The 11,987-nt window shown below is 49.5% G+C and carries 9 protein-coding genes, 3 tRNA genes and 1 pseudogene; 1 reads left to right on the forward strand and 12 read right to left on the reverse strand.

Going from position 1 to position 11,987, the window contains the following annotated elements; genetic code table 11:
• The 12 genes from FD32_RS10330 to metE all read right to left on the reverse strand — a co-directional run.
• Positions 1–514 (reverse strand): RNA-guided endonuclease TnpB family protein (locus FD32_RS10330; RefSeq protein ID WP_235803791.1); only part of this gene is annotated, 514 nt, incomplete at its 3' end.
• Between the two features lie 208 nt (positions 515–722).
• A complete protein-coding gene (locus FD32_RS08045) occupies positions 723–1,967 on the reverse strand; it encodes a carboxylate--amine ligase (RefSeq protein ID WP_047766924.1) in 1,245 nt (414 codons plus the stop codon).
• A 45-nt stretch (positions 1,968–2,012) separates the two neighbouring features.
• Entirely contained in the window at positions 2,013–3,413 is a 1,401-nt protein-coding gene (locus FD32_RS08050; protein ID WP_047766922.1) for an MFS transporter, read from the reverse strand.
• Positions 3,414–3,513: 100 nt separating this feature from the next.
• Positions 3,514–4,161 (reverse strand): hypothetical protein, encoded by a 648-nt coding sequence (locus FD32_RS08055; RefSeq protein ID WP_047766920.1) that lies wholly within the window; start codon positions 4,159–4,161, stop codon positions 3,514–3,516.
• A 72-nt stretch (positions 4,162–4,233) separates the two neighbouring features.
• A tRNA-Gln gene (locus tag FD32_RS08060) sits at positions 4,234–4,305 on the reverse strand.
• A gap of 11 nt (positions 4,306–4,316) precedes the next feature.
• Positions 4,317–4,399, reverse strand: a tRNA-Tyr gene (locus tag FD32_RS08065).
• Between the two features lie 149 nt (positions 4,400–4,548).
• A complete protein-coding gene (locus tag FD32_RS08070) occupies positions 4,549–6,048 on the reverse strand; it encodes a peptide MFS transporter (RefSeq protein WP_047766918.1) in 1,500 nt (499 codons plus the stop codon).
• 319 nt (positions 6,049–6,367) lie between these two features.
• Positions 6,368–6,440, reverse strand: a tRNA-Asn gene (locus FD32_RS08075).
• An 86-nt stretch (positions 6,441–6,526) separates the two neighbouring features.
• Complete coding sequence (locus FD32_RS08080) at positions 6,527–7,279, reverse strand: sulfite exporter TauE/SafE family protein (RefSeq protein ID WP_056962164.1); 753 nt, start codon at positions 7,277–7,279, stop codon at positions 6,527–6,529.
• A 95-nt stretch (positions 7,280–7,374) separates the two neighbouring features.
• Positions 7,375–8,244: a bifunctional 5,10-methylenetetrahydrofolate dehydrogenase/5,10-methenyltetrahydrofolate cyclohydrolase gene (locus tag FD32_RS08085; RefSeq protein ID WP_047766914.1), complete on the reverse strand. Its 870-nt coding sequence runs from the start codon at positions 8,242–8,244 to the stop codon at positions 7,375–7,377.
• A complete protein-coding gene (gene metF / locus FD32_RS08090) occupies positions 8,244–9,101 on the reverse strand; it encodes a methylenetetrahydrofolate reductase [NAD(P)H] (RefSeq protein WP_047766912.1) in 858 nt (285 codons plus the stop codon). The genes FD32_RS08085 and metF overlap by 1 nt, the downstream gene beginning before the upstream one ends.
• Positions 9,102–11,369 (reverse strand): 5-methyltetrahydropteroyltriglutamate--homocysteine S-methyltransferase, encoded by a 2,268-nt coding sequence (gene metE / locus FD32_RS08095; protein WP_047766911.1) that lies wholly within the window; start codon positions 11,367–11,369, stop codon positions 9,102–9,104.
• 123 nt (positions 11,370–11,492) lie between these two features.
• Between metE and FD32_RS08100 the strand changes: the two are divergent.
• Positions 11,493–11,936 (forward strand): annotated as a pseudogene (locus tag FD32_RS08100) (LysR family transcriptional regulator); the annotation flags it as partial.
• Positions 11,937–11,987 lie beyond the last annotated feature (51 nt).

Here is an 11,987-nt window from a genome sequence, read left to right on the forward strand (position 1 = left end):
CTTCAACTGCCACTTGTAATGACAGATAGTAGCGGCCAGTGGGCTCGAGGCAAACCGTATAGCACTTAATCTTGCTACTAGCTAACAATGTTGTTTTGCTGGTGCGGATACTGCCCAGCTTAGGCAGCTTAACCCGTCGCCTAGCAAGCACTCGACAAACTGACCGCCCCGTATAAGCTTGGCGAATAGCACGACGCGATTTAAAACGTGGGTAACCGCCCCGATGTTTAAATAACATCTTAAAAGCTTGGGCGAGGTTGTGATTAACCACTAGAAAACTAGTTGAGTCACTAGCCCTAAGGAATGGGTATTCCTGCTTAAGTCTCTTCAGTAGATAATTCATTCCGTATTCATTGACGAAGTGACTACCGGGATTATTTCGATACCGCTCTTTGGCCATTGCCAACATTTGGTTCCAAACAAAGCGATCGTTGCCAAACATCTGCCACAATTGTTCCCTTTGCTGGGCATTGGGATATAGGCGAAGTTTGATCCCCTTTATAACTTGTGCCATTTTCACCACAATCTTTCATCATTGGCCAGTCAACAAAGCTAATTAATATCTGAACACCATTCTCTGTTAAAGACATTATATCATACTCTGAAACGTATGTTCGATTAAAAAATAGGCAATTCATCACGTCCTTAAAAGAACGTGTTTCCTTGCCCGTTTATAAAAAGGAAGCCGGGCGAAATAACTTCTCAGCTTCCTTTAATACTACCTATTTCTTTTCAACAAAGTACTTGGCAAAGTTCTTTTGTGAAACGGCGTTGATCCGCTTTTCGAGAATCCACCGCATCAGGTTCATATCCTTGGCGTAGTGGTAAGTGGTCCCATAACGGCCTTCTTTAATCAGCTTTTCTGCCTGCTTTTTAATCTCATTATTCTTGGCGTATTGCAGGAAGGTCTTCTTGGAAACACCAAGCCACAGCTTGTACTTCTTTGGATCCTGGTTGGCGTAAATTGTCTTGGCATCCTTCAGTGTATCAAATACGTAATCTTCAACCGGGAACGTTGCCAGCTGGTGGTCATTTAGGGAAACGAAGAAGCTACTCCGTCCCTGCCGTGGGTTTAGATCAAAAACCTTAAACTGACCATCGCGGCGGTCATACTTCAAGTCGAAGTTTACGAAGCCAGTGAAGCCCACTTGCTCCAAGAAGTGCTTGATGTTTTGGTAGATTTTTTCGTCATAGGCCGGCATGATGGCGACATAATTACCAACATTAGAGGGTTCACATTCCTCCAGCAGGGGGTGCCCCAGGCTCATCAACTTCACTTGGTGGTCCTTACCCACGTAGCAGTTGATTGTCCGCATGTTGCTGTCGTCACCAGGAATAAACTCCTGTAAAATCAGGTCCCCCTTGTATGGGCTGTGTTCGTAGATTGTTTCTAAAACCTCCGCCAGGCGGGCGGCGTCGTTAATGATGTAGGCCTTTTCGTAACCGGCAAAGTTCCCCTTATGCCACTGCACTGCATCAGCAGCCTTGAGGGCAACCGGGAACTCAAACGGCGACTGGTAGTTCTTGTAGTCCGTCTCGGGAGTCAGGATATCGGTCTTCGGGTATGGCAGGCCGTATTGCTCACAGACATTGTAGAATTCTTCCTTATTAGTCAGCTTGGCAACGGACTCGTAGTCGGCGTATGGGCAGGCCATGTACTTAGAAAGTTCACTGCGGTTCTTGCTGACTAACTCGGTGTAGTCATCCCCACAGCTGATCAGGACAACCTTCTTCCCCTGGGCAATGTACTGCTTAGCGGCCCCAATCAGGGTCTTAGTAAATACTTCCGGCTTCTGCAGGTCCGGGTTAAAGTGCAGGTCAACAATCTTTGAGAACCGGGTTGGTGCCAGTTCTGCCCGGGCATACAGGTGTGACTTCACCCCATACTTTTCATACATTGACCGGGCCATCCCGTAAGCGTTAAAGTCGCTTCCTAAAATCAGCGGAACAAATGGTTGTTCGCTCACTTTATCTCACTCCCTCTTCATAAACTAGTCTTATTATCCAAGCCCCTATTTTACCATACTTTTGCCCTGCTTTTGCAGGCGGTAGTTAATAATGATTGCGCACAGGACAACCACAGCCAGGGCCGTCAGGAAGATGTAGTCCACCCGGCCCCCGTCATAGGTCCGACTGGCCAAGCTTCCTGTCCCGTTATTCTGGAAAACGGCCAAGACGGCGGCCAAAAAGACCGTCCCCAGGGAACCGGCGAACTGCTGAACCATGTTGAAGATTGAATTGACGTCAGCACTATTCCGGGCGTCCACCAAGACTGTCGCGTTAGAAATGGTATTCCCGAAGGCAAAGTTAAAGCCAATCCGCAAAACCAGGAAGAAGGCCATGATCAAAAATGGGGTTAGCTGGGTCTGGAGGAATGCAAAGCAAGCGGCCCCAATCATGAGGAGGACGCCCCCAAAGGTTACCGGTTTGGCAAAGCCCTGGTTATCTGCCAGACGACCGGCAAAGGGTGCAATGAAGGCCCCACATACCGACCCTGGTAGCAGGACCAGGCCAGCAATCGTGGATGATGCTCCCAGGACATACTGAGCATACAAGGGAATTACCAGTGAAATTCCGATATTGATGAACTGCAGGCTAAAGTAAGTCAAAGTCGACAAACGGAGCGGCTTTACCCGAAAGACCCGTAAATCAAAGAGCTGTGATTCCCCATGGTTATTGACGTAGATAAAGACGGCTAAAGAGACGACCGCAACTACTAGCCAGGCCGCCAGTGGCCAGCCAATCCCGGCCTGGCCAATCGTCGAAAAGGCGTAGACAAATGAGAAGAGGGCCACGGCTAAACTGATCAAGCTACCATAGCTAAAGCGCTTCGTGTTTCCTAACGGCGTGTTGCGAATAAAGCACTGACCAAGGACCAAACTTACCAGGACAAAAGGTAGCAAGAGCCAGAAGATCAGCTGCCAGGAAGTGACTTCTGAAATCCACCCACCATACGTTGGGCCTAGTGCCGGAGCAAACGAGATCACCATCCCGGCAAAGCCCGTCATCGCACCGAGACGGGCACGGGGAATTTCCGTAAAGATAAGGTGGAACAAGATTGGGGTGGATAACCCCGTGGCCATTGCCTGGATGAGCCGCCCCACCAGCAGCATTGGGAAATTCAGGGCCATGGCGCACAGCAAGTCACCAAAAGTGAAGGCCAAGACAGCCGCCAGCTGGAGGTGCTTGGCCTTAAACTGCCGAAGCAGGTAGGCCGTCGTCCCCATCGTCACCGTCACCATCAAAAGGTAGCCGGTTGTGATCCACTGGATGGTATCCAAAGAGACCGCAAACTGCCGGGACAGCTTTGGGTAGGTAACGTTCATTGAAGTTTCGTTTAAAATGCCGATAAACGTTAAGAGTGCCAGAGAAATAATTGCTAAATAGATGTGGTTATGTTTATTCTGATTCAAGTTTTCGCCCCCTAAAAATAAAAAGGCCATGGCGATTGCTCCGCCACAGCCACTAAATAACATTGTTAGTTATACCAGATTTTCTTTCCTGCCGTCAATATCATTCTTGCTGGCTCAGTTGGGTCAGCCATTCCCGGGTCGGCTGGTCTAAAGCCGGGTCCGGTGTGTACGGCAGTGGTCCGAGGAGTGCTTTGACTTTCGCCCAGTCTAAGTGGCCAGCGGGGCAAATGGTCGTCATTAGCATCTGGGCCAGTTGTTTTTGCTTAGCACCAGCTGACTGGTGTTGGTTCACCAGACTTATGGCAGCAACTTTTTGAGCCAGGAGTTGAGCAACCGCCCTTCCTAGCTCGGCCGTTGTAAGCTGATTTTTGACCAATAACTGCTTGGTCAGTGGTACCGCGGGGACCTCCTTTACCAGGAACTTCTGTAACAAGGCCCAATTATCCACGATTTGCTTAAAGAATTGCCAGGGAACCTGGGCATTTACTTTCTTAAGCCGGGCAGGGACAATTTTACTAAGGTCTCCGTTTTCACCAATCAGGGCCCCACCAATTTCAATCAGGAAGCGCTGGGTGCTTTCCTGAGCAACCTTGGGAACCCGCTTCTTGGCCGTTAATGCAAAGCGCACCACTAGAAAGTCCGTCAGCTGGTCATCAGCGATGGTTGCCCCGCTCGCGTGGCGTTTAGCCTTAAAGTTATTTAGCTGCTTAACCCGTGTTGATTTGGCAAAGTGCCCCTGTTTTGGCATCTTAAGATCTCTCCTTTGCAAACTAAAAGGACCGAAGAAAAACAGAAGCTTTTCTCCAGTCCTCATAAACAGTTGGGCTAGCTGGATTCGAACCAGCGCATGACGGTACCAAAAACCGTTGCCTTACCGCTTGGCTATAGCCCAATAATAAAAAGTGGAGGAGAGTGGATTCGAACCACCGAACCCGAAGGAACGGTTTTACAGACCGTCGCGTTTAACCAGACTTCGCTACTCCTCCATCAACGTTAAACTGATTGGTAATCAATCAACTTTTATTATAATACCTAATCTTGCTATCAAATGCAAGACCTTTTTTAAATTTCTCTGGAAAAGAAAATGAGAACCAACACTCTCCGGCATTAGTTCTCATTTTGATTTCTATTTAACTTAGTCAACCCCGCCCATCAGACGGTGGATCTTCTTAACGAAGAACATCAGGATAATCCCGAAGACGATACTTACCAAACCAATGGTCAGGAAGTATGGAACTTCCGTTGAGGATGAGTAGAACTTAACAATCTGGGCGTTAACCGCTTGGGCAGCAGCATCGGCCAGGAACCACATACTCATCATCTGGGACTTAAAGGCCTTTGGTGCTAACCGGGTCGTAACGGCCAGGCCAATTGGCGAGATCAGCATTTCACCAATTTCAACAATAAACCAGGAGCCGACCAGCCAGAATGGGGAAACCCGTCCGGCAGTCGTACCGTGGATCAGGGCTGGCAGGGCCATGAAGGCGTAAGACAAACCAGCGAATACCAACCCGGCAGCAAACTTACCAGGAGCACTTGGTTGGTTCTTCCAGTGGTCCCAAAGGGTAACAAAGACCGGCGTCAGGATCATGATGAACAGGGGGTTCAGCGTCTGGAAGTTAGCAGCGGCAAAATGCCAGCCACCAATGTGTAAGATGGTCCGTTGTTCGGCAAAGAGGGCCAAAACAACTGAACCAGATTCTTCAATTGCCCAGAAGATAACGGCAGCGATGAACAGCGGGATGTAGGCTAATACCCGGGAGTGCTCTTCTTTCGTTACCTTCTTGGAGTTCAGCATCATTACGAAGTAGTAGATTGGCAGTGCAATGGCGATAATCGTGATCAACGTGATGATGTTAGTGATGTTCAGTTGACCAAGGGCGGCCAAGAGACCCAGGATAATTACCAAGGCTACCACCCCAACCAACGTCCAGATCAGGACCGGACGCAGGTCGTCCTTTTCGATTGGGTCGTCGGGGTAAAGACTATCCTTAGATAAGTACTTCCGACCACCGATGACGTATTGAATCAGGCCAAAGAACATCCCAATTGCAGCCAGTGAGAACCCGGCATGGAAGTTCATTTCGCCATGGAAGAGGTTCATGCCAAAGCCGTTTGCGGCCCACGGAACAGCCCATGGAGCAACCGCAGCCCCCAGGTTAATCCCGAAGACGAACATACTGAAACCAGAGTCACGACGCCGGTCTTCAGCACTGTACAGGCCCCCGACCATTTCGGAAACGTTAGGCTTCAGTAAACCGGTCCCAATCACGATCAAGGCGATTGAAACGTACAGTGCTGAGATCCCAAACGGCAGTGACAGGGCGATGTGCCCGAACATAATCAGGACACCACCGATGAAAACTGTCCGCCGTGGTCCCCAAACACGGTCTGATAACCAGCCACCGACAACCCCGGAAAGGTAAACCAGTGATCCGTAGATTGACATGATTGAAGCGGCCGTGGCCTGGTCCATGCCCAGACCACCCTTAGTTACCGCATAGTACATGTAGAACAGCAGGATGGCCCGCATCCCGTAGTAACTAAACCGTTCCCACATTTCGGTGAAGAACAGCGTGGATAGCCCCCGTGGTTGCCCAAAGAAGGCGGTATCCACATTTCTCTCTTTACTCATACTATTCCTCCAAAATCAATATAAATAAGATCAAATTACATACTCATTCCAAAAGATTAAAATTTATTTTTAAAAATTCAGAATATATTAATTATATACGTGTCCCTGGAAGTCGTCAATCAAAATCTGAGTTTTTAATGAGAAAAAGGCCTTGTTTGTGGGAATTCGACGGAACTTTTTTAATAAATCATTTAAAATATAAACTACTTTCCACCGTTTGCTTAATATTATTAAGAATAAGGAAGCAGTTCTTATGATTTTAAAATAATTTTCTTTAGAAAAGAAAAAGAACCCGCCAAAAAGCAGGTTCTTAATATAGCTCCGGCAGTCAGACTCGAACTGACGACAACCTGATTAACAGTCAGGTGCTCTACCAACTGAGCTATGCCGGAATAACGTTGTTAAAAACAACCAATGCTTAAATTATATCGTAACCCTTTCCCACCGTCAAGGGATGGCTGAATAAAAATTTTCTCGCCTAAACGGCCCGGTAAAATAGCCAGCCGGATAAGACAATGGCGCCAAGGGCCACGACTGACTTCATTACCCCTTGCTGAACCCGGCGGACAATCTTGGGTCCCAGGTAGCCCCCCATCAAGAAACCGACGGCTAAAGGAACAATATCCGCCCACAAAATAGTCGTCTTGAGGGCGTAAACCACCATTGAAACCAGGTTGGCAAAGGCCATTACCAGGTTCTTAATCGCGTTGTACTCCTTAAACGGTGCCCCGGAGATCACGTTAAGGATGGCCAACATCAGGACCCCCGATGCGGCACCAAAGTATCCCGAATACAAGCCAACAAAAAAGATTGCGCACCAGGCAACCACGGTTTGCCACGAACGGTGGTCACCGCTCAGGTGGTTTGTCCGCCGTGGCAAAAGAACGAGTACCGCCGACAGGAGGATAAAGAAGGGGGCAATCAGGGCAAAGTCCTTTTCCGGAAAAGTGAAGAGCATAAGGGCCCCAACAATGCAGCCAGCTAAGGTTAGCGGCGTTACCTTGAGGACCTCACCCCAGTGGTCCCGCAGCTCACCGCGCGATGAGGCTACCGCGCCGATTCCGGAGAAAACCATCGCAAAAGTCCCGGTCACGTTAGCTGCTACTGGGGATAGGCCCACGGCAATTAGTCCCGGATAGCAGACCAATGAGGCTAGTCCAGCCGCAGACGCTACGACCCCGGAAAAGAAGCCAATTACAATTAATACGATTATGAATGCCAGTCCCGTCATTGTTGCGACTTCCCCCTTCCCACTTGATTATACTCCCCTATCAAAAAAGAGGCTGGCGAGAAAGCACTTTCTCCCAGTCTCTACTTATTACAATTTTATCCCACTAAATACTGCCCTGCTGCTCGACGCCACTCGGCAAGGTCAATCGCCTGGCTCATCAAAGCGGCCACCGTCATCGGGCCCACGCCACCAGGTACGGGCGTAATAAGCCGGGCCTTAGGAAGGACACTAATATAATCAACATCCCCCACCAACTTTCCGGATGACAAGCGATTGATGCCCACGTCAATCACCGTCGACCCCACCTTGATATCAGAAGCTTTAATCAAACTGGGCACACCAGCTGCGACAATCAGTATATCGGCTTGTCTCGTCAGTTCTGACCGGTTCTTAGTGTGGCGGCCAACAAAAGTGACGGTGGCATTCCGGTTATTTAACAGTGCCAGCATGGGTTTTCCCACCAGGAGGCTCCTCCCCACGATCACCACGTTCGCGCCTTCTAAAGGAACCTGGTAGCGGTCAAGCAAGTCCATGATTCCTCGTGGGGTGCAGGCCACCGGGTAATGTCCCCCTTGCTTAGCGAACAGGCGTCCCAGATTAAGTGGGTGCAAGCCATCCACGTCCTTGGCGGGGTCAATTGCGTTGACAATCTCTTCATTATTTAACTGCCCTGGTAAGGGTTCCTGGACCAGGATTGCATCAACCTGGTCATCCTGGTTTAACCGACGGACCTGCCGGAGAACCGTTGCCTGGTCAACGTCCGCTGGGAAATGGTACAGGGTTGAGGCAATGCCGAGCTTTTGGGCAAGACGGTGCTTGGTGCGAGTGTAAATCCTGCTGGCGGGGTCATTGCCAACAAGGATAACCGCAATTCCCGGTGTGACCTGGCGTGCTTTTAACGTCGCTACCCGTTGCTTGCTCTTTGCATTTATTTCCCGGGCAATTTTTCGACCATCAATGATCATCACTTCGCCCCCTCACACTGTACTTGGAAAAGGGAACCAATATTTTGCTTAATCTGCCGGGCGGTGTCCGCCTGATTCATCGTGTAGAGGTGAACCCCGGCAACGTCATTGGTCACCAGGTCGACAATCTGATCAATTGCGTAAGTAATTCCCGCTTGCTTTAAGGCCTGAGGGTGGTCCCGGTATTTTGCCAGAATGTTTTTAAACTTTTCCGGTACCGCCACCGCGCTGGTTCGTAAGATGCGGTTGGCTTGCCGCTCGTTTACAATCGGCATAACTCCAGCAATGATGGGCACCTCAATCCCCGCGACAGCACATAGTTCACGAAAGCGATAAAAGCACTGATTATCCAGAAAAAGTTGGGTAATTATCTGGTCACACCCTGCGGCCACTTTTAATCGCAAATGCTGAATTTCATCAACCATGTTTAACGATTCGGGGTGTTTTTCAGGGTAGCAGGCTCCCGTAATTTGAAAGTCCGGGTAATTTTGGCGGATATAGGCAATTAGGTCACTGGCATGGGTAAAATCGTTCTTTTTCTGTAGGTTAGGACGTTCATCCCCCCGTAAAACCAGCACCCGGTTAACGTGGTAAGCCCGCAGTTGCTCCAGGATCCGGTCCACATCCGCTTTGCTAAGGTACCAGGCCGGTAGGTGGGCCATTGCGGGCACCTGGCACTGATTTTGCACATAGTCCGCGACCTTGACCGTCTCCTTGGCAAGCTGGCTTGTTTTACTGCTGCAAGTGACGCTAATGAAGGCGGGGTCGAGGTCCTGCAGTTCCGCCAGGACCTGGCTAAGGTGGTCAATTCCCACCTGTGAGTTCGGTGGAAAGACTTCATACGATAAAGTTGTCATCTAATCCCCCTCCTCTTTCAAGTGCCGACGGACTGCGCGCGTGGCCGCAATTACATTGGTCAGGCTGGCCTTAGTTTCTTTTACGCCCCTGGTTTTAAGGCCACAGTCGGGGTTAATCCATACTTTGGGCGCGGCAATCTTAGCCAGAATGCGGTTGATGGTTGCTTCCACTTCGTCAACGGACGGAATCCGCGGAGAGTGAATATCATAGACTCCCGGCCCCACTTCGGTTTCAAAGTGTTGCTTCTTGAGTGCGTCGAGGATCTCCAAGTTTGAGCGCGAAGCCTCAAAAGAAATCACGTCGGCATCCATAGCATCAATTGCCGGGATAATATCGGAAAACTCGCTGTAACACATGTGGGTGTGAATCTGGGTCTCCGGCTTCACCTTGCTGTGAACTAGGCGGAAAGCGGGGATTGCCCAATTCAGGTATTCTGAATACCAGTCGGACTTCCGCAACGGTAGCTTCTCACGGAGGGCCGCCTCGTCAATCTGGATAATCTTGATACCGTTGGCTTCGAGGTCGAGAACCTCCCCCTGGATGGCCAATGCCAGCTGAAGGGTAGATTCTTTTAGACTAATATCCTCCCGAGGGAATGACCAGTTAAGAATGGTAACTGGTCCCGTCAGCATCCCCTTCACCAGTTTCTTGGTTTGACTTTGGGCGTACTTGGACCACTTGATGGTGATTGGGTGACGACGTTTAACGTCTCCCCAAATAATTGGCGGCTTTACGCAGCGGGTTCCGTATGACTGAACCCAAGCGTTTTTCGAGAAGAGGTATCCCGAAAGGTGCTGGCCAAAGTACTCCACCATGTCGTTACGTTCGAATTCCCCGTGAACCAGGACGTCCAGGCCAACCTCTTCCTGCCATTTCAACCAGTCATCAATCTTGCCCTTGATAAAGTCATCATATTGTTCCTGGTCGATTTCGTGACGGCGGAACTGACGTCGAACACTCCGGACTTCCTTGGTCTGGGGGAAGGAACCAATCGTGGTGGTCGGCAAAAGTGGCAAGTTGAATTCCTTCTTCTGGATTTTCTCCCGAACCTTACGGGCAGGCTGGCGAATAAAATCTTCTTCCTTTAAGCTGGCAATTTTAGCGTGTAGCTCAGCATCTTCTTGAACCCGCGGTTTAGCAAACAACGCTTGGTTAGCGGTGAGTTGCTCCTTGGCCTGGCCCCCATAAATTGCGGCAATGTCCTTGAGCTCACCCAGTTTCTCCACGGCAAATGCAAAGTGCTCCTTAACCGCTGGTGCAAAGTTTTCGTTTGCAACGGTGATTGGCACGTGAAGAAGGGAGCAGGACGTGTTGACCACAATATTCTTGGCCTGGGTCTCTTGCAGCCGGGCCAGGCTCTTAGCGTAGTTATTCCGCCAAATGTTTTTCCCGTTTACAACTCCAGCAAACAAAACCTTGTCATCTGGGAAGTTGCCACTGACAAGCTGGCGTGTTTGCTTTCCCTCTACGAAATCAAGGCCAAGCCCATCAAACGGTAAGCTTATTAGGTCGTTATAAACGTCACGGACGTCTCCAAAGTAGGTTTGGCAAAGGACCTTTAATTTACCCTTAGCAGCCAGCAGTGGCCGGTAAATGTCGTTGAATAATTGTTGGTCTGCCGCGGTGAGGTCCTTAACCAGGGATGGTTCATCAAGTTGAATCCACTGGGCCCCAGCGGCGGCAAGCCTTTCAAAGACTGCCTGGTAGGCCGCCACCGCATCGTTAACAAAGTCCGCGGCGGTAACGTTCTGGTACTCACTCAATTTTAGTAGGGTGAAGGGCCCCACCAGCACTGGGCGGGTAATGATACCAAGGTCTTTAGCCTCTGCAAATTCCTTGAAAATCTTGTCACCGCTTAGCTTAAATTGAGTATCCTGGTTAAGTTGTGGAACCAAGTAGTGGTAGTTCGTGTTGAACCACTTCTTCATCGGCCAGGCCAGCACGTTCCCCTCCTTGCCCTGGTAACCCCGGGCGAGGGCGAAGTACTTATCTAACGGGGAGAAAGGCAGGGCCTGAACATTTTGGGGAACCAAATTGAACAAGAAGGCGGCATCGAGCGTCTGGTCATAGTAAGAAAAGTCGTTGCTCGGGATTTCGTCAATTCCCGCCCGAACGAGAAGCTCCCAGTTGTGCTTACGAAGCTTTCGGGACGTTTCTTGCAGTTTGGCTTGGCTGATTTTATTTTTGAAGTACTTTTCAGTGGCAAATTTCAGTTCGCGCTTCTCGCCAATCCGGGGGAAGCCAATAATTGTGGTTGCTGTCATCATTCATCCATCTCTTTCGTTTTTATTTGTCTAATAATCTAACATGGATCATCGTTATTGAATAACTGTTAAATATTTGAACTGGATATAGGAAATACTTATAATGCTAGAAAAGGAGATGAGCCGATGCGAATTAAGCAACTAGAATACTTAGAAGCGGTAATTGAGACGGGGTCCATTAATGAGGCCGCCAAACGGCTTTACCTTACCCAGCCGAGCCTCTCCAGTGCCATCAAGGATCTTGAAAAAGAGATGGGAATCACGATTCTGCAAAGGAGTAACGCTGGTGTCCGGCTGACTGCTGACGGGCGCGAATTCATGAACTATGCCAAGCAGATTCTGGACCAGGTCCACTTGCTCGATGACCGCTTTAAAAAGCAGCAACCCCTTCACCAGTCTTTTGCCGTTTCGGCACAGCACTACGCATTTGTCGTTAATGCCTTCGTAGAGTTGCTCAAGAAAATCAACGCACCAACCTACAAGTTCACCCTGCGTGAGACCGAAACGGAAAACATTTTTAATGACCTCCGCACCTTTAAGAGCGAACTGGGGGTACTTTATATTAATAACTGAAACTTGAAAGCTAATAATCACGCCAAAGGCGTGTGGTTATTGGCTTTT

The organism is Limosilactobacillus panis DSM 6035 (assembly GCF_001435935.1).
Taxonomy (GTDB): Bacteria; Bacillota; Bacilli; order Lactobacillales; family Lactobacillaceae; genus Limosilactobacillus; species Limosilactobacillus panis.

Excerpts from the sequence above, each read along its gene's own strand:
- FD32_RS08055 (WP_047766920.1), bottom strand. The coding sequence starts at position 4,161 with ATGCCAAAACAGGGGCACTTTGCCAAATCAACACGGGTTAAGCAGCTA.
- metF (WP_047766912.1), bottom strand. The coding sequence starts at position 9,101 with ATGACAACTTTATCGTATGAAGTCTTTCCACCGAACTCACAGGTGGGA.
- FD32_RS08080 (WP_056962164.1), bottom strand. The coding sequence starts at position 7,279 with ATGACGGGACTGGCATTCATAATCGTATTAATTGTAATTGGCTTCTTT.
- FD32_RS08085 (WP_047766914.1), bottom strand. The coding sequence starts at position 8,244 with ATGATCATTGATGGTCGAAAAATTGCCCGGGAAATAAATGCAAAGAGC.
- metE (WP_047766911.1), bottom strand. The coding sequence starts at position 11,369 with ATGATGACAGCAACCACAATTATTGGCTTCCCCCGGATTGGCGAGAAG.
- FD32_RS08070 (WP_047766918.1), bottom strand. The coding sequence starts at position 6,048 with ATGAGTAAAGAGAGAAATGTGGATACCGCCTTCTTTGGGCAACCACGG.